At 68.5% G+C, this 20472-nt stretch carries 16 protein-coding genes; 8 read left to right on the top strand and 8 right to left on the bottom strand.

From position 1 onward, the window contains the following. Window positions 1-98 precede the first annotated feature (98 nt). Window positions 99-929 carry a formate dehydrogenase accessory sulfurtransferase FdhD gene (fdhD, locus tag ACZ7KI_RS15290; protein WP_470273869.1) on the top strand — a complete coding sequence of 277 codons (831 nt, stop codon included), beginning with the start codon at window positions 99-101 and terminating at the stop codon, window positions 927-929. A gap of 2 nt (window positions 930-931) precedes the next feature. On the opposite strand, the gene ACZ7KI_RS15295 is transcribed toward fdhD, so the two are convergent. Continuing rightward, entirely contained in the window at window positions 932-2371 is a 1440-nt protein-coding gene (locus ACZ7KI_RS15295; RefSeq protein WP_470273745.1) for a carotenoid oxygenase family protein, read from the bottom strand. A gap of 72 nt (window positions 2372-2443) precedes the next feature. Between ACZ7KI_RS15295 and ACZ7KI_RS15300 the strand changes: the two genes are divergently transcribed. Next, window positions 2444-3142, top strand: a complete 699-nt coding sequence (locus ACZ7KI_RS15300; RefSeq protein ID WP_470273746.1) for a TetR/AcrR family transcriptional regulator — start codon at window positions 2444-2446, stop codon at window positions 3140-3142. Window positions 3143-3239: 97 nt separating this feature from the next. Continuing rightward, window positions 3240-4181, top strand: a complete 942-nt coding sequence (locus tag ACZ7KI_RS15305) for an alpha/beta hydrolase (protein WP_470273747.1) — start codon at window positions 3240-3242, stop codon at window positions 4179-4181. A 6-nt stretch (window positions 4182-4187) separates the two neighbouring features. On the opposite strand, the gene ACZ7KI_RS15310 is transcribed toward ACZ7KI_RS15305, so the two are convergent. The 6 genes from ACZ7KI_RS15310 to tig all read right to left on the bottom strand — a co-directional run bounded on the left by ACZ7KI_RS15310 (window position 4188) and on the right by tig (window position 10130). Next, window positions 4188-5108 carry an anti-sigma factor RsbA family regulatory protein gene (locus tag ACZ7KI_RS15310; RefSeq protein ID WP_470273748.1) on the bottom strand — a complete coding sequence of 307 codons (921 nt, stop codon included), beginning with the start codon at window positions 5106-5108 and terminating at the stop codon, window positions 4188-4190. A 74-nt stretch (window positions 5109-5182) separates the two neighbouring features. After that, on the bottom strand, window positions 5183-5566 hold the full coding sequence (locus ACZ7KI_RS15315) for a hypothetical protein (RefSeq protein ID WP_470273749.1): 384 nt from the start codon (window positions 5564-5566) through the stop codon (window positions 5183-5185). 115 nt (window positions 5567-5681) lie between these two features. After that, window positions 5682-6977, bottom strand: coding sequence for an ATP-dependent Clp protease ATP-binding subunit ClpX (gene clpX / locus ACZ7KI_RS15320; RefSeq protein WP_061988908.1), 1296 nt, complete (start codon window positions 6975-6977; stop codon window positions 5682-5684). Between the two features lie 274 nt (window positions 6978-7251). Then, window positions 7252-7923 carry an ATP-dependent Clp protease proteolytic subunit gene (locus tag ACZ7KI_RS15325; RefSeq protein WP_470273750.1) on the bottom strand — a complete coding sequence of 224 codons (672 nt, stop codon included), beginning with the start codon at window positions 7921-7923 and terminating at the stop codon, window positions 7252-7254. A 27-nt stretch (window positions 7924-7950) separates the two neighbouring features. Next, a complete protein-coding gene (locus tag ACZ7KI_RS15330) occupies window positions 7951-8553 on the bottom strand; it encodes a ClpP family protease (protein WP_037310765.1) in 603 nt (200 codons plus the stop codon). 206 nt (window positions 8554-8759) lie between these two features. After that, entirely contained in the window at window positions 8760-10130 is a 1371-nt protein-coding gene (gene tig / locus ACZ7KI_RS15335) for a trigger factor (protein ID WP_470273751.1), read from the bottom strand. Window positions 10131-10529: 399 nt separating this feature from the next. Between tig and ACZ7KI_RS15340 the strand changes: the two genes are divergently transcribed. Next, window positions 10530-12617, top strand: coding sequence for a fatty acid desaturase (locus ACZ7KI_RS15340; RefSeq protein ID WP_470273752.1), 2088 nt, complete (start codon window positions 10530-10532; stop codon window positions 12615-12617). A 39-nt stretch (window positions 12618-12656) separates the two neighbouring features. On the opposite strand, the gene ACZ7KI_RS15345 is transcribed toward ACZ7KI_RS15340, so the two are convergent. Beyond that, the gene (locus ACZ7KI_RS15345; protein WP_470273753.1) at window positions 12657-13178 is read right to left on the bottom strand and encodes a hypothetical protein; all 522 of its coding nucleotides are present in this window, start codon (window positions 13176-13178) and stop codon (window positions 12657-12659) included. 642 nt (window positions 13179-13820) lie between these two features. Between ACZ7KI_RS15345 and ACZ7KI_RS15350 the strand changes: the two genes are divergently transcribed. The 4 genes from ACZ7KI_RS15350 (at window position 13821) to ACZ7KI_RS15365 (ending at window position 20471) form a co-directional block, all read left to right on the top strand. Continuing rightward, window positions 13821-15359: a sensor histidine kinase gene (locus ACZ7KI_RS15350; protein WP_470273754.1), complete on the top strand. Its 1539-nt coding sequence runs from the start codon at window positions 13821-13823 to the stop codon at window positions 15357-15359. A gap of 4 nt (window positions 15360-15363) precedes the next feature. Next, window positions 15364-17271 (top strand): ArnT family glycosyltransferase, encoded by a 1908-nt coding sequence (locus ACZ7KI_RS15355; protein ID WP_470273755.1) that lies wholly within the window; start codon window positions 15364-15366, stop codon window positions 17269-17271. Window positions 17272-17344: 73 nt separating this feature from the next. Then, window positions 17345-18604 (top strand): bifunctional glycosyltransferase family 2/GtrA family protein, encoded by a 1260-nt coding sequence (locus tag ACZ7KI_RS15360; protein WP_470273756.1) that lies wholly within the window; start codon window positions 17345-17347, stop codon window positions 18602-18604. Between the two features lie 4 nt (window positions 18605-18608). After that, window positions 18609-20471: a glycosyltransferase family 39 protein gene (locus tag ACZ7KI_RS15365; protein WP_470273757.1), complete on the top strand. Its 1863-nt coding sequence runs from the start codon at window positions 18609-18611 to the stop codon at window positions 20469-20471. Window position 20472: the final 1 nt, after the last annotated feature.

A 20472-nucleotide genomic window follows, 5' to 3' on the forward strand; every position in this document is an offset into this window, starting at 1 on the left:
GCGCCTCCGTACTCTGGGGATGTGCAGTGGGAATGTATTACTTAATTCCCGACGTTGCAGTAGCCAGGTGTCGAATGACCGGTCAGAAGGGTGGACAAGTGGGCAGGGTGACGGTGCGCCGTCCGGTGCGGAAGATCTCCGCGAACCGTGACGTGCGACGGCCCGACGCGCTGGCGGCCGAAGAACCGCTGGAAATCCGTGTCGGCGGCAAGGCACTCGCGGTCACCATGCGGACACCCGGTAACGACGTCGAACTGGCGCACGGGTTCCTGTTGTCCGAGGGGGTGCTCGCCGCCCGCGAGGACGTGGCTGTCGCCCGGTACTGCGACGGCGTCGACGACCAGGGCCGCAACACCTACAACGTGCTGGACGTCGCGCTGGCCGAAGGGGTCGCCCCGCCGGAGACCGGGGTCGAGCGCAACTTCTACACGACCTCCTCGTGCGGCGTCTGCGGCAAGGCCGCGCTCGACGCGGTCAAGCTGCGAAGCCGGTTCTCGCCGGAGAAGTCCGAGTTCGCGGTGAGCACCGACGTCCTGTCGAAGCTCCCGGACACGCTGCGCACCCAGCAGAAGGTCTTCGCCAGTACCGGCGGGCTCCACGCGGCCGCCCTGTTCGACGCCGAGGGGAACCTCGCCGTCGTCCGGGAGGACGTCGGCAGGCACAACGCCGTCGACAAGGTGCTCGGCTGGGCGTTGCAGGAAGGCCGGATCCCCGCGGCGGACACCGGTCTGCTGGTGTCCGGCCGCGCCTCGTTCGAACTGGTGCAGAAGGCGGCCATGGCCGGGATCGGCCTGCTCGCGGCCGTTTCCGCGCCGTCGTCGCTGGCGGCGGAACTGGCCGAGGAGAACGGCATGACCCTCATCGGTTTCCTGCGGGACGACAGCATGAACCTCTACACCGGCGAGCACCGCGTGCTCGGCCTTGACTGACTTCAGGCACCCACCCAGTTCCCATGGAAGCCGTTGGGTACTCGGTCCGGCAAATGGACGGCGCCGACGGTCTCCAGCGTCCCCGCGTCCAGGATCGTGAGGTCGCTCTTCCGCGTCGCGGCGTCGTAGACGAACCCCATCAGCACGCCGTCGTCCTCAGCGGCGTCCACAGAGGACGGTACGAAGACGAACTCCCCCACCTGGGCGCCGTCGCCGAATTCCCTGCGCTGGACCGATCGCTTCCCCAGATCGTGCTTGAGCAGTGCGCCGGAGGACGCCGATCCGTCCCCTGTGGACACCGAGTAGCCGAACCGGTGCGGACGGCCGACCAGCCGCTCGTCGACCCGCGGGAACTCCTGCCCCTGATCGTCGAGGCGTTCCTCGATCACCTTGCCCACATTCAGGTCGACGGTCCAGCGATCCAGGGTCGGCGGCCCCTCGGCCGGCCCACGCAGCTGGCTGTCGAACATCTTGGGATGCCGGACGACGTCGAGCACGACGCTGTCGCCGTCGTCGTAGGCGTTCATCGGGTGGAACACGTAGCAAGGCTCGACCTCGAACCAGCGGACGTCGCCGTTGCCGCCCTCCCTCGGCATGACCCCGATCCGCGCCGGATACTTCGGGTTCCACCGGTACGGGAAGTCCGCGTTCCCCCCGATGCGCTGGCGCAGCCTCGCGGTGATGGGATCCGGCACCTTCACCTTGCCCAAGAGCGCGGACATCACCAGCCGGGCCGGGGTCCGCAGGAACGACGGGACGGACGCGGCGACGGCCTCTTCGACCTCGAAGGTGACCGGCAGGTCGTAGAAGACGACGTGGTTCTCGGTCAGGGAGAAGTCGTGCATCATCGGTGAGCCGGTGACCTCGATGTCGACCTTGCGCCGCGCGCGGCCCTTGGCGTCGATCACCGAGTACTGGACCTTGTTGCCCCAGCCGAAGAAGTAGGACACGGCGTGGAGTTCGCCGGTCTCCGGGTCACGTTTCGGGTGGGCGGTGTAGCCACCGGGCAGGGTGCCGTCGAAGTCACAGGCGCCGACGGTGTCGAGCTCGTCGGTCAGTTCGAAGTTCGTGGGTCCGCCCTCGATCAGCGCGAGGGTCTTGCCCGCGTGCCCGATCACGTTGGTGTTGGCGCCGAGGGAGGAGATCCCGGCGGCCGGTCCGCCCGCCCATCGCTCGCCGAGCCTCGCCGACACCCCGGGAGTGCGGACCCAGCGGTTGCGATACCACTCGGCGCGCCCGTCGCGCAGCCGGACGCCGTGCACCATCCCGTCGCCGGTGAACCAGTGGTAGGTCGCCGGATCCACTTCGGACAGCGGGTTCGGCCCGTTCCGCAGATAGCGCCCGTCGAGGTACTCCGGGATGTGGCCGGTGACGCTCAGTTCGGTGATCGTGTGCTCTCGGCTGACCGGGGCGAAGTTGCCCTGGAGGAAGTTGTTGCCCATCGCGGGCCCCCTAGTGTCTTAATAACGCGGTTATGCACCCATTTATAACAGGGTTATGGAATACTGGCAAGCATGTCCCCGAAGCAAGCAGCCACCGAGATCAAGGCCAAGCTGATCGACGCGGCCGTCCGGCTGCTCTCGGAGGGCGGCCCCGAGGCGCTCCAAGCCCGCAAAGTGGCCGCCGAGATCGGTGCGTCGACCATGGCCGTCTACACCCACTTCGGCGGGATGGGCGCGCTCGTGGACGAGGTCGCGCGCGAAGGGTTCCTGCGGCTCTCGGCAAACCTGGGCGAGGTCGCCGAAACCGACGACCCGGTCGCCGACGTCCTCACCCAGGCCCTGGTGTACCGGCGGACGGTGGTGGAGAACCCCCACCTCTACGCGGTGACCTTCGGCCAGAGCCTGCCCAGCGGGCACAAAGCCGTACTCGGCGACCTGACCGACGAGGCGACCCACCAGAACCTCAGCGAAGAGGGCATCGCGGCCTTCGACCATCTCGTCCGCGCCGCGACGCGGACGATCGAGGCCGGCCGGTTCCGCCCCGCCCCGGAATTCGCCGTCGCCGCCCAGCTCTGGAGTGCCGTGCACGGGTACGTCACGCTGGAGGTCGCCGGCCATTTCGGCGACGGCGAGAATGGTGTGGACCACATCCTGATCCCCCTCGCCATCGCGCTCGGCGTTGGCCTCGGCGACACTTTCGAGGCCGCGACCCGGTCGGCTCAGGTCTCGATCGAGTCATGGCGCGCGAAAGAGGGAAACGACGGCACCTGATCCGGCGATACCCCGGTCACAGGTCGGTGACACGTGCAACCTTCGAGCGGAAGCGCACGTCTGACCTGGTAGAAGAACAACGGGGGAACGGGGACGGGTGAGCGACGACGACCAGGGGCAGACCACGCTGCCGGGGGTGCAAGGCGCCCGACGGTGGCTGAGCCGTCGTTCCGTCCTGATCGCCGGCGCCTCCGGCCTCGGCGTCGCGGGTCTCGCCGCCGGAACGGCCAGCGGAGCCCTGCCGTTCAGCGAAGCGCTCCAGCGGGCACTCGGCGTCGCTTCGCCGACCCCGGCGACCCAGCTGGGCAGCCCCCGCGTCGAACGTGTCTACTCCGAGGCCCGCGGACGTGAAGTCGATCTCGTGCTGATGCTGCCGACCAAGGCGCCGCCCAAGGGGCTGCCGATGTCGCTGATGCTGCACGGTCTCCACGGCACCGCCCGGCACGCCGCCCCCACCGGACTGCTCAAACAACTCGGCAGCGAGGTCGCCCGCAAGGCGGTGCCCCCGTTCGGGTTCGTCGCGGTGGACGGCGGCGACCACTACTGGCACGAGAACCAGCCCGGCGACAACCCGATGGCGATGCTGCTCGAAGAGGTCCCCCGCTGGCTGGCCGCCCGCGGCCTCGGCGGCCGGGACGGTCTGCCGTTCGCGGCCACCGGGCTGTCGATGGGTGGCTTCGGCGCGCTGCTCTACACCCGGCGCCGTCTGGAACGCCGTCGCCCGCCCGCCGCGGTCGCGGCGCTCGCGCCCGCGCTGATCACGTCGTGGGCGGAGATGAGCAAACGGCGCGCGTTCCGCGACGCCGCCGACTGGAACGCGCTGGACCCGTTGCGCCACATCGACATCACCAAGAAGGTGCCGACCGGGATCTGGTGCGGTACCGAAGACCCGTTCATCGGCGGGGTGCGGAAGTTCATCTCCGAAGCGCGGCCCGTGGTCGCGCACACCGCGCGCGGCAAGCACGGCGACGCCTTCAACCGCACGGTCGTGCCGAGCCTGATCGCGTTCCTCGGCAAACACGTCCCGAAGAACTCCTGACACCGGTCAGACGCGGAAGAAGATCCGGGTGACCGTGGAGCCCGGCCTGCGGTACTGCCGGACCAGATCGGCGACCTGGTTCACCAGCACCAGGCCGCGGCCGCCGATCTGCCCCGAGGTGGCGGGCCGTCTGCCTGCCAACGGGTCGCTCAGCGTGCCTTCGTCGATGACCTCGCAGAGCACGTGCTCCCCGTCGTTCCAGATGCGGACGACGCCGTGGCCCGAACCGTGCAGCACGCTGTTGGCGGACAGTTCCGCGACGGCGAGCACGAGATCCTCCACCCGGCCCGGCCCGAGCCCGCTCTCCTCGGCGCGGGCCTGTGCGAAATGGCGCACCGCGGAGAGCCTGGAGAGGTCGAAACGGAACGCGTCGGCCCGCCGCGGCTCGGGCAGCGGCAGGTTGTACTTGTCAACGACCGCGTCGGGGGCGTAGTCCTCACTAGGGCGATCCCCCTCGGCACCGGAGAGGATCGGATGGGTTCGCTGGGCGTCGGCCAGGACGTCGTCGTCGAGCCGGTTCCGGTCGTATGGGCACAGGATGCTGAGGTCGCGGTCGCCGAAAGCGAAGTTGATCAGCGCTTCGTGCTGGGCGCACGCCGGATACTCCACGGCCGACCGCCCGGCCCAGATCGGCTCGCCGATGATCCGGACCGGCCCCGGCCGGGTGTCCGCGAACGCGAGGAGCACGCCGGGAAGGATGCGGCCCGGATTGCGGCCGGCTTCGGTCATGTCGATGAGTTCGACTTCGGCGGCCGCGTCACCTAAGGCGTCTTCGATGAGCGTCAGGTTCGGGCCCGGAACGGCCACCGCGACAGGCTCGTCGAGCTTCAGACCCTCCAAGATGTACGGAACCGTGCCGTCCAGGTACTCGGAGTCACCGGAGTAGAGCAGACCCACATGCGAGAAGGGTCCCGCAGTGGTTGTCACGGTCTCGTCTTACCCCGTTGGCGCGATTCTGAAACCCTGCTAACGGAGGGAAATCCGAAAACGGGTCGGGCCGATCAGCCGAGCCAGCGTCCCGCCATCGAGATCAACCAGAATCCGGCGAGCGTCGCAGCGGTGAACAATCCCGTCCAGGCGACGAGCGCACGGTTCGTCTCCGCGCTCCGTGCCGCCTTGACCCGGATGAGGGCATATCCCGAGACGGCGAACAACGGCAGCGGGATCAGCGGCAGCGGCGACAGCCGGACGACACCGGCCACCAGGCAGGTCGCCACCAGCACGCCCAGTGTGATCGTCAGCGCGCGCGGGATCCACGGGTGCCCGCGATAGGCCCCGATGACGATGCGTTCGGTGAGCTCGACGAGTCCCCTGACCTCGCGTGGACTCGCGGCTGCCAGCTCGGGAGCCTCGTTCTCGTCCTTCGTGGAAGTCAGCGGCACCATCGCATCCTATCTCGGTCGGGTCCCCGGCCGGACGCGACCGGAGAAACCGATGCCCCGGCCGGAGGGATCCGGCCGGGGCATCGATGACGACAGCGCGCTGTGTGGAGGCGTCCGCTCAGGCGGACTTCTCGCCGCGCTCGCTGCTGCGACGGCGTGACGGCTGACGCGCCACGATCGTCGGGTTCACGTTCTCGCGGACGGTCTGCTCGGTGATGACGACCTTCGCGACGTCGTCGCGGCTGGGGATGTCGTACATGACCGGCTGCAGGACCTCTTCCATGATCGCGCGCAGGCCACGGGCGCCGGTGCCGCGGAGCACGGCCTGGTCGGCGATGGCCTCGAGCGCGTTCTTGGTGAACTCCAGCTCGACGTTGTCCATCTCGAAGAGCTTCTTGTACTGCTTCACCAGCGCGTTGCGCGGTGTGGTCAAGATGCTGACCAGCGATTCCTTGTCCAGGTGGGTCACCGTGGCCACGACCGGGAGCCGGCCGATGAACTCCGGGATCAACCCGAACTTGATCAGGTCCTCCGGCATCGTGTCGGAGAAGATGTCGCTCTCGTCGATCTCGGCCTTGGTGCGGATCTCCGCGCCGAAACCGAGGCCGCGCTTGCCGACCCGCTCGTTGATGATCTTTTCCAGCCCGGCGAACGCACCGGCCACGATGAACAGCACGTTCGTCGTGTCGATCTGGATGAACTCCTGGTGCGGATGCTTGCGGCCGCCCTGCGGCGGCACCGAGGCGGTGGTGCCTTCGAGGATCTTCAGCAGCGCCTGCTGCACGCCCTCACCGGACACGTCGCGGGTGATCGACGGGTTCTCCGACTTCCGGGCGATCTTGTCGACCTCGTCGATGTAGATGATGCCCGTCTCGGCCCGCTTGACGTCGTAATCCGCCGCCTGGATCAGCTTGAGCAGGATGTTCTCGACGTCCTCGCCCACGTAACCGGCTTCGGTGAGCGCCGTGGCGTCCGCGATCGCGAACGGGACGTTCAGCATCTTCGCCAGCGTCTGGGCCAGGTAGGTCTTGCCACAGCCTGTCGGCCCGAGCATGAGGATGTTGGACTTCGCCAGTTCGACGGTCTCGTCCTTGGAATCCTTCGGCCCGGCCTTGTCGTCGGACTGCACGCGCTTGTAGTGGTTGTACACCGCCACGGCGAGCGAACGCTTCGCGTCGTCCTGGCCGATGATGTACTGCTCGAGGAACTCGTGGATCTCGGCGGGTTTGGGCAGCTCGTCGAGCTTGACCTCACCGGCCTCCGCCAGTTCTTCCTCGATGATCTCGTTGCAGAGATCGATGCACTCATCGCAGATGTAGACCCCAGGGCCGGCAATGAGCTTCTTCACCTGCTTTTGGCTCTTGCCGCAGAAAGAACATTTCAGCAGGTCGCCGCCGTCACCGATCCGTGCCATGGCCGTTGACCTCGTCCCCTCCGGCGCACTCTATTACGCCTGCACTGCACGCCTGAACTGCACGCCTGCGCTGGTGCGCCTGCACTGTTGCGCCTGACTCTCGTACCGCCCCGGTCACGGATGACCGCTCGGAGCCTCACTCATTGCCACTGACGGTACCCGCCCGATGCCGCCGGCGGGAGAACCAACGTCACATCTGAGCACGCCAGAAGCTGACCTTAGACCAGGGATCCGGTGCGTGTCGTCTCCCGACACGCACCGGCCCCGCCCGCGATCAGCTGCTCGAAGCCTTCCGGTACTCGAGCACCTCGTCGACGATCCCGTACGCCTTGGCCTCGTCGGCCGTCAGGATCTTGTCGCGCTCGATGTCCTTCTTGACGTCGTCGGCGTCCTTGTTCGTGTGCTTGGCCAGGATGACCTCCATCTGGCGGCGCACACGCTGGATCTCGTTGGCCTGGATCTCCAGGTCCGACACCTGGCCGTAGGTGCCCTCGGTGGCGGGCTGGTGGATCAGCACGCGCGAGTTCGGCAGCGTGAACCGCTTGCCGGGGGTACCGGCCGCCAGCAGCACCGCGGCGGCCGAAGCGGCCTGTCCGATGCACATGGTGACGATGTCGGGACGGACGTACTGCATCGTGTCGTAGATCGCCATCAGCGCGGTGAACGAGCCACCGGGTGAGTTGATCAGGATCATGATGTCGCGGTCCGGGTCCTCGTGCTCGAGGTGCAGCAGCTGGACCATCACGTCGTTCGCCGACGCGTCGTCGATCTGCACGCCGAGCATGATCTGACGCTCTTCGTAGAGCTTGTTGTACGGGTTCGATTCCTTGATGCCGTAGCTGGTGCGCTCGACGTAGGAGGGCAGGACGTACCGCGACTGCGGCAGCTGGAGCCGCGACTGCGGCCCAGGCCCCTGCGACCCGATCGGAAGCTGGAAGTTGCTCATTGAAATTCTCCTGTGTGCCAGCGCGGATCAGCGGTTGGGAAGCGGGTTCTCGCGCGTGAGGACCTGGTCGACGAAGCCGTAGTCCTTCGCCTCCTGCGCGGTGAACCAGCGGTCGCGGTCGCCGTCCTTGACGATCTGCTCGACCGTCTGACCGGTCTGCTCGGCCGTGATCTTGGCCAGCTCCTGCTTCCACTTGCCGAACACCTCGGCCTGGATGGCGATGTCGGAGGCGGTACCGCCGACGCCCGCCGAGGGCTGGTGCATGAGGATGCGCGCGTGCTGCAGCGCGTACCGCTTGCCGGGCGTGCCGGAGGACAGCAGGAACTGCCCCATCGACGCGGCCAGGCCCATCGCGTAGGTCGCGACGTCCGGGCGGATCAGCTGCATGGTGTCGTAGATCGCGAAACCCGCGGTGACCGAGCCACCGGGCGAGTTGATGTAGAAGCGGATGTCCGACTCGGAGTCGTCTGCGTCGAGCAGCAACAACTGGGCGGTGATCCGGTTCGCGACCTCGTCGTTGACCTCGGAGCCGAGGACGACGATGCGTTCCTGGAGCAACCGCTCGAAGACCGAGTCGGTGAGGTTGAGCCCTGCGGTACCGGTCCGCGCCTCGGGCGTGTGCTGCGTCACGTCTGCCTGCCTTTTCGCCGACGGCGGCGTGGCCGTGCCTCGCCGCCGCTGTTGTGTCCAGATGCTGCGTGTCCAGATGCTGTTGCCGTCTCCAGATGCTGAAGATCTTGCAACCGACCCTAACGAACTTGGGCGGTGCAGAATGCCTGACACCGCCCAAGTTCGCTTACAGCTTTACGGTCCTTTTCCCGCGGACCGGATATTCCCTACTCGGCCGCAGTCTTCGCGGTCTCTTCGGTGACCTGCGTCTCCTCGGCTGCGGGGCCGAAGAGCTCTTCGAGGTCGACCGCGGTGCCCGAGGCGTCGGTCACGGTGGTCTTGCGGACCACCGAGGCCAGCGCCTTGCCACGGCGGACGTCGGCGTAGATCGCGGTCAGCTGACCGGACTGCTGCGCCCGCTGGACGTACTCGTCCGGGCTGACGCCGAAGCGCTGCGCCTGGTAGATGATCCGCTCGGTGAGCTCGCCGTCGTTGACCGACGTCTGCTCGGCGTCGGCGATGCTGTCCAGCAGAAGCTGGGTGCGGACCGCCTTCTCCGACTCTTCGCGAACCTCGGTGTCGAACTCTTCGAGGGTGCGGCCTTCGGCTTCGAGAGCCTTGGCGAACTGCGCCTCGTCGTGGTCGAACGGGTGGATCGCGTCGTGCTTGCGGTTCTCGATCTCGGCCTCGAGGACCTTCTCCGGGATCGCGACCTCGGTGCGCTCGAGCAGTTCCTCGAGGACCTTGTCACGCGCCTGAACGCCCTGCTGCATCTTCTTGACGCGGCCGAGACGCTCGCGAAGGTCGGCCTTCAGCTCGTCGATCGTGTCGAACTCGCTCGCCATCTGGGCGAACTCGTCGTCCGCCTCCGGCAGCTCACGCTGCTTGATGGTCTGCACGGTGACGGTGACCTCGGCGTCCTTGCCCGCGTGCTCGCCGGCGACCAGCTTCGTGGTGAAGGTCTTGGTCTCGCCCGCGTTGGCGCCGATGATCGCCTCGTCGATGCCGTCGACGAGCTGGCCGGAGCCGATCTCGTAGGACAGTCCGGTGGTCGAGGCCTCCTCGACCTCCTGGCCGTCGACGGTGGCCGCGAGGTCGATCGAGACGAAGTCGCCGTTCTCGGCCGCGCGCTCGACACCGGTCAGGGTGCCGAAGCGGGCGCGCAGCTCGTCGAGCTGCTCGTCGACCTCGGCGTCGGTCAGTTCGACGTCGTCGACGCTGACCGAGAAGCCTTCGAGGTCGGGCAGCGAGATCTCCGGGCGGACGTCGACCTCGGCGGTGAACTCGAGCACCTCACGGTCCTCGAGCTTGGTCACCTCGAACTCGGGCTGACCCAGCGTGCGGACCTCGCCCGCGCGCACGGCTTCCATGTACTTGGCCGGAATGACCTCGTTGACGACCTCGTCGAGCACCGGGGCTCGCCCGATCCGGCTTTCCAGCACGCGAGCCGGCGCCTTGCCCGGACGGAAGCCGGGGATGCGCACCTGCTGGGCGATCTTGCGGTAGGCGCGGTCGAAGTTCGGCTTGAGCTCGTCGAACGGCACCTCGACATTGATCTTGACTCGCGTCGGGCTGAGCTGCTCGACGGTGCTCTTCAACGTATTCTCCTCGAGCGGTAAACGATGTGATTGAGCATCCGCATGTGGTGCACAGCGGATGTCCCCTGGTCGCCTTGCAGACCGGGCCGTCCGAGTCTAGGCCCCGCGGATCGTCGGCCCGGGTCCGGGGCCGCCCCAGCGCCGTCGGACCCCTCGTCCCCGGCCCATCACAGCTTTCGGCCGCCGTCCGCCAAACCGGCCACGGACCACCCGATCGGATCAGTTTTCGGTTCTTCTCTGTTACGAAGCCGCCCTTCACTGGACACGGATGCGTGCCACACCTCACCATCGGGCGCTTCGACAGGGCATTTCAGCAGGTCGTAGAAGTTTACAAACCAATACCAATTGTCTACGGTGTGACAGCTTGTCCCGGTAGCCATCGACCGAGGGGACCGATCGATGACCGTCACCGCTACCCGGTCCGAGGACACGGGGGAACTCTCGACGAGACCGGCGCCCCGCGGCGTACCCACGCCGCGGATCCCGCTTCCGTTGGTCTCGGTGCCGACGGTGCTGCTCTTCATCGGCGGGGCCATGGTCTGGACGGGCGCCACCTGGCTGGTGGTCAACGAGGCCGCGCCGCTGTGGGTGACCATTCCCCTGCACGCGCTGGTCACCTTCACGATGTTCACCGTGCTGCACGAGTCGACGCATCACGCGGCCGGGCAGCTCACCTGGGTCAACGAACTGCTCGGCAGGATCGCGATGCCGTTCGTGGCGAGCTACGGCTCCTTCCCACTGGTGCGCTACATCCATCTGGAGCATCACCGCAACACCAACGAGGACGCGCACACCGATCCGGACGCGTGGACCGCGCACGGACCCTGGTGGCAGTTGCCGCTGCGGTGGCTGACCATCGACTTCTGGTACGCGCGCTTCTATGTGGCGCGGCAACGCACCCGGCCGCCGTCGGAGCGGATCGAGACCGCCGCCGTCGTCGTACTGAGCCTCGCCGCCTTCGCGTGGCTGACCGCGACCGGCCACGGCTGGGAACTGCTGGTGATCTACCTGATCCCGCAGCGCGTCGGGCTGGCCGTGCTGGCCTGGTGGTTCGACTGGCTCCCGCATCACGACCTCGGCGCGCAGCGGCAGAACCGGTTCGGCGCCACCCGCGTGCGCGTCGGGCTCGAATGGCTGATGACGCCGATCATGCTGTGCCAGAACTACCACCTGGTGCACCATCTCCACCCGGCGATCCCGTTCTATCGGTACCTGCGGACGTGGAAGGACAACCGCGACGCCTATCTCGCCAGGGACGTCCCGATCGCGACGGCATGGGGCCGCGAACTGACGTCGTCGGAGTACCGCGAATGGCGTCAGCTGACCGGCTCGTTCGCCGAAGAGCCGGCCCTTGCCGAGCCCCCGCCCCGGCAGCCGAGCCGGTTCCATTCGCTGCGGGTCGCCGAGGTGCGACCACTGTGCGAAGGCGCCGTCACCGTGACGTTCGACGTGCCCGAACGGCTGCGAGAGACCTTCCGGTTCACCCCCGGCCAGCATCTCGTCATCCGCGCGGAGGTCGACGGTGAAGAGGTCCGGCGCGCGTACTCGATCTGCTCGACGCCGGAATCCGGAATACTGCGGATCGCGATCAAGCACCAGCTCGGCGGCGCGTTCTCGACGTTCGCCACCACCGAGCTGGAGGCGGGCGACGTTCTGGACGTGCGGCCCCCCGACGGCATGTTCACGCTAACCCCGGAAGCTGGCCGCACCGGCCGGTATGTCGCGCTCGCTGCGGGCAGCGGGATCACGCCGATCCTGTCGATCCTGACCGCGACCCTGCTGACCGAACCGCACAGCCGGGCGACCCTGCTCTACATCAACACCTCCGGCGCCAGCACGATGTTCGCCGCCGAACTCGGCGACCTCGCCGCACGGCTGGGCGGACGGCTGCACGTCGTGCACTACCGCACCGACGAACGCGACCCGGACCTGCGCACGCACCGGATCGAGAAGCCGTTCGACGCCGTCGGCGAGGCACTGGCGATCTCGCACGAGCGCTACCAGCGCGGCCGTCTCGACAGCACCCGCCTCCGTGCGCTGCTCCAGGCGCGGCTGCACCCGGCGAAGGTGGACGACTGGTTCCTGTGCGGCCCGCGCGAACTGGTCGACATGGCCCGCCGGACACTGGCCGACAAGGACGTCCCCGAGGAGAACGTCCACTTCGAACTGTTCCAGGGCGCGCTTCCCGTTCGCCCCTCGCGGCGGCCGGGTTCGACGCTGACGGTGACCGCCGGCGGGAAGACCGTCGAAATCCCCGCGACAGTGGGCGAAACCGTGCTCAGCGCCGCACTGCGGCACGGCGTCGACGCGCCGTACGCGTGCGTCGGCGGGGCTTGCGGGACATGCCGGGCGTCGGTGGTGCGAGGCAGCGCGCGGATGGACGTGCACTACGCCCTCGGGGACGAGGAGGTCACGGCGGGACGGATCCTGACCTGCCGCGCGGTGGCCACTTCGGCCGAGCTCTCGGTGGACTACGACCGTCCGTGAAGGACTCCTTGAGGGACTCTGGGCCCCTCAAGGAGTCCTTCACGGACTCGGCACGTTTCCCGCACCGCCGTCCTGCGGCGGCCCCTGGTCCTCCCCTGCCGATTCCCGCACCGACTGCGCGGTCGCGGTCGTGCCGGAAGTCGTGGCGACGACGCTGACAGTGTCCCCGGTCGCGACGCCGTTCACCACCGACGAGTCGATCGTGTAGACCTTGCTGTAGCCGTCGTCGCTCACCGCGGTCAGCGACGTCGCGCTCAACTCGGTCACCTTCCCGGTCTGCGTGAGCTGCGTCGTGTAGCCACCGTTGCCGTCCGAAACGACGTACTCACCGTGCAAAGCGCGCTCACCGGCTCCGCCCATGCCCGCCCCGCCACCCGGCGCGGCGGAAGCCGTATCGGCGTCGGCGGAGGAACCCGCGACCCAGATCGCCGCGCCACCCCCGACGGCGAGGACGGCGGCTGCCGCCCCCGCGACGACGGTCTTGCGTTTGCCACCGCGTGCGGCCGAGGGCGATGACGCCGGGGCGCCCCAGTCCGAAGTGGACGGTGTGTTCTCGTTCATGACCTTCAACTCCTGAGCTGTCGTGGTTGCCTCCACCGTCCACATCGCGGCTGTGTCACGCCTGTGCCCACCGTCAGACCTTTCTGTGACCTAGTGTCCTGCGTCTGAAGTTCGCGCCTTGAGTTCTTCTGCAGGTCGGTCGTCCGTCCCGAGGGGTCGTCAAGTCCGTGAAGGACTCCTTTCCTACGAAGCTTGATCAACAGAGCTTCAGGGGCATGCCCCTGAAGCCGGTGCACCTCGAGTGTGGAGGATTTGGGACGTTCACCGTCCCAAATCCTCCACACTCGGACCCCGCGGGCATCAGCGATGCCACATCCGGACCACCAAGAGCCGCACTGACCAGCAGCTATGCGACTTTGCCGGGACCCTGACTTTGAGGGTAGGGAAGGAGGCCTTCACGACCTGATAAAACCGGACATTTGCCGATCAAAGGGACAGGCGAGCGAGTCGTGAGTCCTTAATGGACACTTAGTCCGCGCAGGCGACTCCCGCGAGCCGGTCTCGCGGCCCCTGGCTGCGTCGAAGAAAACCCCTGGCACAACCAGTACAAGCGACTTTTCTCTAGGCACACATCTCTAGGCACACAGCGGGCTCACAGGTGGGACACATCGCGCGCATACGACCGCGGCGCACGCTCGGGTCATGGCATCCGGATCGGTCCCGTCCACCGGCCCGCGCCGGTGGTCCCGGCCCGGGCGGCTTTCCCTGCGCACCAAGCTGACCGGCTCGATGGTGCTGCTGCTCACCTTCGTCTGCCTGGTGATCGGCGTGGTCAGTGAGATCGCGCTGCGGTCGTTCCTCACCGACCAGATCGACGGCGAGCTCTCGGCCGCGTCGGCCCGCGCCCACGACTACGCGAACCAGCCGCCGGACGATCTGCCCGGCCCTGGTCCCAATCCGCTCAACGCGCCCGGTCAGGCGTCGGGGACGCTGAGCGTGCGCTTCACCGGCGACCGGGTCATCTATGCCGGAGTGCTGTCGGTACAAGGATTTCCGCAGGGCCTCTCGGTCGAGCAGGAGGCCGGGCTGCTCTCCTTGCCCGCCGATCGGCCGCCGACGACGCTGGCGCTCGACGGGCTCGGTGACTACCGGGTGCAGGCCGTCTCGATTCCCGGCGGGGTCGTCGTCACCGGCCTTCCGCTCGAACCGATGCAGGACACCTTGACGACGGTCGGATGGATCCTGTTCGGGGTGGCGGCGGCCGGCGTCGTCGGCGCGGGGTTCCTCGGCGCGGTCGCGGTCCGGCGCACTCTGCGGCCGCTTGAACGTGTCGCGGCGACCGCGGGCCGGGTGTCGGCGATGCGGCTCGACCGCGGTCAGGTCGCGCTTTCCGTGCGGGTGCCCGAAATCGACACTGATCCGCGTACCGAGGTCGGCCAGGTCGGTTCGGCGCTGAATCTCATGCTCGGGCATATCGCACAGGCGCTGGAAGCCAGACAGGCCAGCGAAACCCGCGTCCGCCGCTTCGTCGCGGACGCGAGCCACGAACTCCGTACCCCACTCGCGGCGATCCGCGGCTACGCGGAACTCGCCGGCCGCGGCAGCGCGCTGGTGCCGCCGGAGTTGGCGCGTTCGATGTCCCGCATCCAGTCCGAGGCCGCCCGCATGACGACGCTGGTCGAGGACCTCCTGCTGCTGGCGAGGCTCGACGCCGGAAGACCGCTCGAAGCGGGCGTGGTCGACCTCGCCCGGCTGACCGCGGACGCCGTCGGCGACGCGCATGTCGCGGGCCCGGACCACCGCTGGGAACTGCGGCTGCCGGACGGGCCGCTGACCGTCCGCGGCGACGTCCAGCGCCTGCACCAGGTGCTGGCGAACCTGCTGGTCAACGCGCGCACGCACACCCCGCCGGGCACCACGGTGCTCACCGCGCTGAGCCGCTCCCACGACGGGAGCGCGGTGCTGACCGTGACCGACGACGGCCCCGGCATCGCGCCGGGGCTTCTGCCGAGCGTCTTCGAACGCTTCGCGCGCGGGGATTCCAGCCGTTCGCGCACGGCGGGCAGCACCGGACTCGGCTTGGCGATCGCGTCGGCGATCGTGGTGGCCCATCACGGCACCATCGAGGTGCACAGCCGTCCAGGGCGCACGGAGTTCGCCGTGTATCTGCCGGTGATCGAATCCCCACAGCGGGTACACAGCTTCGGCACAACCACCCCCCAGGTCGGCACCCGACCCTGAGTCCATGACCCTCCTCGCCTCCCGCGACGCCGCCGACGAAGACACCGAAGACGCCGCGACGGCGGACAAGCCGTCCGATCCACGGTGGGTCCGGCCCTCCGTCGCCGCGCTCCTGCTCGCCACGGCCGTCCTCTACCTCTGGAATCTCGGCGCGTCCGGCTGGGCCAACGCCTTCTACTCGGCGGCGGCACAGGCCGGATCGCTGAGCTGGAAGGCGTTGTTCTTCGGATCGAGCGACGCCGCGAACGCGATCACGGTCGACAAGACACCGGCCGCGTTGTGGGTGATGAGCCTTTCCGCGCGCCTGTTCGGCGTCAACGCCTGGAGCGTCCTCGTGCCGCAGGCACTGATGGGCGTCGGCTCGGTCGCACTGCTGTACGCCACGGTGCGGCGGACATCCGGTCCGGCCGCGGGGCTGCTGGCAGGCGCCGTCCTCGCGCTCACCCCGGCCGCCGCGCTGATGTTCCGGTTCAACAACCCCGACGCGCTGCTCGTCCTGCTCCTGGTCGCGGGCGCCTACTGCGTGGTCCGCGCGCTGGAGAACGCGAGCCCGCGCTGGCTGGCGCTGGCCGGGGTCGCCGTCGGATTCGGCTTCCTCGCCAAGATGCTGCAGGCGTTCCTGGTACTGCCCGCGTTCGGGCTCGCCTACCTGATCGCCGCGCCGACGTCGGTCGGCCGCCGCCTGCTGCATCTGCTCGGAGCCCTGACCGCGACGATCGTCTCGGCGGGCTGGTATCTCGCCGTCGTCGCGTTGTGGCCCGCGTCCGACCGGCCGTATATCGGCGGTTCGCAGCAGAACAGCCTGTGGGAACTCGCCTTCGGCTACAACGGACTCGGCCGCATCACCGGCGACGAGGTCGGCAGCGTCGGCGGCGGCGGGAACGGCGGCTGGGGTGGCACCGGCTGGGACCGGTTGTTCGGCACCGAGATGGCGGGCGGGATCGCCTGGCTGCTCCCGGCCGCCGTCGTCGCGCTGGCCGCCGGGTTGTGGTTCACCCGCCACGCCCGGCGCACCGACCGCGGGCGGGCGGCGCTGATCCTGTGGGGTGGCTGGTTCCTGGTGACCGCCGTGGTGTTCAGCTACATGAGCGGCATCATCCACGCGTACTACACGATCGCGCTCGCCCCGGCGATCGCGGCGCTCGTCGGCATCGCGGGCGCGCAGTTGTGGCGCGCGCGAGCCAATCCGGCCGCGGCGGGCAGCTTGAGCGCCGGGATCGGGTTGACGGCCTTGACCGCGTATCTCCTGCTGTCACGGCACTCCACCTGGCTCCCGGGACTGGCGATCGTCATTCTCGTGGCCGGACTCCTGTTCGCGATCCTGGTCTTCGTCGCTTCGCGGTTGCCTGATGCCGTGAGGCGCCTGGTCGCCGTCGGCGCGCTGATCACCGTTCTCGCGGGTACCGGCGCGTACACGGTCGCCACCGCGGCCACGCCGCATTCCGGCGCGTTGCCCTCCGCGGGCCCGGACACCGGACGCGGTATGGGACCGGGTGGCGGCGGGATCGTCATCGGCGGCCCAGGCGGGCCCGTCGGACGTGGTGGAGCGGGCGGCGGTCTGCTCGGGACGAGCCTGCCCGGCGAGAATCTCGCCGCACTCCTTCGGAAGGACAGCGCGAACTACACCTGGACGGCCGCGACCGTGGGCTCCAACAACGCGGCGGGCTACCAGCTCGGCAGCGGGGCGCCCGTGATGGCCGTCGGCGGCTTCAACGGCACGGACCCGGCGCCCACCCTGGAACAGTTCCAAGAGTATGTCCGAAGTGGACAGATACACTACTTCCTCGGTGACGGCATGATGATGCGCGGCGAGACCGGAAGCGACGCCGCCGAGCGCATCGCCGACTGGGTCGCGGAGAACTACACACCGGCCACTGTGGACGGTGTGACCGTCTACGACCTGACCCGGTGAAGCCGTGATGGAACACAGCGACGGCACAGGCGGAACACAACCCGGCCTCAGCGCGATCCCCGAGATTGAAGACATGACAGCCGCGATCCTTTCCGGCGCCGCCACCGGCCGCCGCCCCGCCATCACCCCGACCGGTTCCGCCGTTCTCGACGTCGTCATCCCGGTCTACAACGAGGAAACCGACCTCGAACCGTGCATCCGCCGCCTGCGCGCTCATCTCGTCGAGCAGTTCCCGTACCCGTTCCGGATCACCGTCGCGGACAACGCCAGCACGGACGGCACCCTCCACGTCGCGATGAGACTGAGCCGCGAGTTCGCCGACGTGGAAGTCCAGCACTTGACCGAAAAGGGTCGTGGTCGCGCGCTTCGCGCCGTTTGGTCCACTTCGGACGCTCCGGTGCTCGCCTACATGGATGTCGATCTCTCGACCGATCTGGCCGCGCTCGGCCCGCTCATCGCGCCCCTGCTGTCCGGGCATTCCGACCTCGCCATCGGCAGCAGGCTCGCCCGCGGCGCGCGGGTGGTGCGCGGACCGAAGCGGGAGTTCATTTCCCGGTGCTACAACCTGATCCTGCGCGGCACGCTGGCCGCGAAGTTCAGCGACGCACAGTGCGGGTTCAAGGCGATCCGCGCCGACGTCGCCGAGCGGCTGCTACCCCACGTGCAGGACACCGGCTGGTTCTTCGACACCGAACTGCTCGTACTGGCACAGAAAGCGGGGCTGCGGATCCACGAGGTCCCGGTCGACTGGATCGACGACCCGGACTCGTCGGTGAACATCGTCGCCACCGCGACCGCCGACCTCAAAGGCATCGCGCGGCTGACCAAGGCGACGCTGACCGGCAAGATCCCGATCAGCGGGCTGCGGGAGCAACTCAGCCGCGCGCCGATCCGGGTCCAGGCGCCGGGGGTGGCGCCGAGCCTGGTACGGCAACTGGTGCGGTTCGCGGCCGTCGGCGTCGCCAGCACCGTCGCGTATCTCGTGCTCTTCCTGCTGTTGCGGACGTTCACCGGCGCGCAGGCGGCGAACCTCGTCGCGCTGCTGGTGACGGCGATCGGCAACACCGCGCTGAACCGGCGGCTGACCTTCGGCATCCGCGGCAGGGAAGGTGCCGGACTGCACCAATTCCAGGGCCTCATCGTATTCGGCCTCGGGCTCGGGCTCACCAGTGGCGCGCTGGCGCTGGTGCACACGATGACGGCGCCGGGACTGCCGCTCGAGATCACCGCGCTCGTCCTCGCGAACCTCGCGGCCACCGTGCTGCGTTTCCTTTTGCTGCGCGGCTGGGTGTTCCGCTCCCGCCGTCAGCCCGCCACCGAGATGGAGAACTGAACCCATGACCACCGCACTCGCTTCCCGGGCGGAACCCGGCCCTGTCAAGGAAAGCGTCCCCAAGCCGCCGGACCGTTGGATCCGCCCCGCCGTCTTCGGTCTGCTCGCCGCGACCGCGCTGCTGTACTTCTGGAATCTGACCGCCTCCGGTTACGGCAACTCGTTCTACGCCGCCGCGGTCCAATCCGGCACCCAGGACTGGAAGGCGTGGCTGTTCGGCTCCCTCGACTCGGGCAACGTCCTGACCGTCGACAAACCTCCCGCCGCGCTTTGGGTCACGACGGCGTTCGCACGGCTATTCGGCTTCTCGAGTTTCACCGTGCTGGCCCCGCAAGCGCTGATGGGCGTCGCCTCGGTCGGCCTGCTGTACCTGACGGTGAAGCGGACCTCCGGACCGGTCGCCGGCCTGTTCGCCGGTGCGGCGCTCGCCGTCACTCCGGTCGCCGCGCTCATGTTCAAGTTCAACAACCCCGACGCGCTGCTGACGCTGCTACTGATCGTCGGCGGCTACTGCACGGTCCGCGCGATCGAGAAGGCGAGCCCGCGCTGGCTGGCCTTCGCCGGTGCGGCCATCGGGTTCGGCTTCCTGACCAAGATGATGCAGGCGTTCCTGGTGCTGCCCGCGTTCGGGCTCGCGTACCTGATCGCCGCGCCGACCTCGCTGGGCAAACGGTTGCTCCACCTGATGGGGGCCGTCGTCTCGGTGGTCGTGTCCGCGGGCTGGTTCATCGCGCTGGTCGATCTGTGGCCGACCGATTCACGGCCCTACATCGGCGGTTCGACCGACGACAGCCTGCTCGAACTGGCCTTGGGCTACAACGGTCTCGGCCGGATCTTCGGCAGGGGCGGCGGCGGCACGATGGTCGTCGGCACGGGCGGGGACGTGAGCAGTGGCATGGGCGGCGGGAACGTCGGCTTCGGTGGCGAGAGCGGCCTGACCCGGATGTTCGGCGCCAGCTTCGGCGGCGAAGTGTCGTGGCTGCTGCCCGCCGCGCTGATCGGCCTGATCGCGGGGCTGTGGTTCACCCGGCGGGCCGACAGGACCGACAAGACCCGCGCCGCGCTGATCGTATGGGGTGGCTGGATGCTCGTCACGTCGCTGGTGTTCAGCTACATGAGCGGCATCGTGCACCCGTACTACTCCGTCGCGCTGGCGCCGTCGATCGCCGCCGTGGTGGCGGTCTCCGGAACCTCGCTGTGGCGCGGGCGGGCGTATCTCGCGCCTCGGGTGTTCCTGTCGCTGATGATCGCGGCCAGCGCCGTCTGGGCCTACATCCTGCTGGACCGCAACGCCGACTGGCTGCCCGCGCTGCGCTGGATCGTCGCCGGGCTGGGCCTGGTGACCGCGACCATCGTGCTCGTGGGTGTCCCGCCGATGCGCAAACTCGTGGCCGTCGTCGCGACGGTGGCGGTGCTGACGGTCGGCCTCGGCACCACCGCGTACGCCATCGAAACCGCTTCGCAGGCGCATTCCGGTTCGATTCCGCTGTCCGGACCGGTCACGAGCGACAGCCCGGGTATGCGCGGCATGGGCGGGGAAGAGGGTTCCTCGGCGGAGATCGGGACCTTGCTCGCCGCGACCACGACGAAATGGGCGGCGGCGACGACGAGTTCGCAAGGGGCGGCGAGCCTGGAACTCGCGAGCGGGAAGGCGGTGATCGGCATCGGCGGCTGGAGCGGTCAGGATCCGGCGCCGACATTGGCGGAATTCCAGCAGTACGTGGCGAACGGTGAGATCGGCTACTACGTCGAGGGCGGCCGAGGCGGCGGTCCCGGCGGCGGATCGAACGAGATCTCCGAATGGGTCGCCGCGAACTTCACCGCCACCACGGTCGGCGAGCAGACGGTGTACAAGCTGATCTCCTGAA

Source organism: Amycolatopsis sp. NPDC039088, from assembly GCF_055598845.1.

Excerpts from the sequence above, each read along its gene's own strand:
- ACZ7KI_RS15345 (WP_470273753.1), bottom strand. The coding sequence starts at position 13,178 with ATGAACGAGAACACACCGTCCACTTCGGACTGGGGCGCCCCGGCGTCA.
- clpX (WP_061988908.1), bottom strand. The coding sequence starts at position 6,977 with ATGGCACGGATCGGTGACGGCGGCGACCTGCTGAAATGTTCTTTCTGC.
- ACZ7KI_RS15300 (WP_470273746.1), top strand. The coding sequence starts at position 2,444 with ATGTCCCCGAAGCAAGCAGCCACCGAGATCAAGGCCAAGCTGATCGAC.
- ACZ7KI_RS15295 (WP_470273745.1), bottom strand. The coding sequence starts at position 2,371 with ATGGGCAACAACTTCCTCCAGGGCAACTTCGCCCCGGTCAGCCGAGAG.
- ACZ7KI_RS15355 (WP_470273755.1), top strand. The coding sequence starts at position 15,364 with ATGACCCTCCTCGCCTCCCGCGACGCCGCCGACGAAGACACCGAAGAC.
- ACZ7KI_RS15350 (WP_470273754.1), top strand. The coding sequence starts at position 13,821 with ATGGCATCCGGATCGGTCCCGTCCACCGGCCCGCGCCGGTGGTCCCGG.
- ACZ7KI_RS15360 (WP_470273756.1), top strand. The coding sequence starts at position 17,345 with ATGACAGCCGCGATCCTTTCCGGCGCCGCCACCGGCCGCCGCCCCGCC.
- ACZ7KI_RS15315 (WP_470273749.1), bottom strand. The coding sequence starts at position 5,566 with ATGGTGCCGCTGACTTCCACGAAGGACGAGAACGAGGCTCCCGAGCTG.
- ACZ7KI_RS15325 (WP_470273750.1), bottom strand. The coding sequence starts at position 7,923 with ATGAGCAACTTCCAGCTTCCGATCGGGTCGCAGGGGCCTGGGCCGCAG.
- ACZ7KI_RS15340 (WP_470273752.1), top strand. The coding sequence starts at position 10,530 with ATGACCGTCACCGCTACCCGGTCCGAGGACACGGGGGAACTCTCGACG.
- ACZ7KI_RS15365 (WP_470273757.1), top strand. The coding sequence starts at position 18,609 with ATGACCACCGCACTCGCTTCCCGGGCGGAACCCGGCCCTGTCAAGGAA.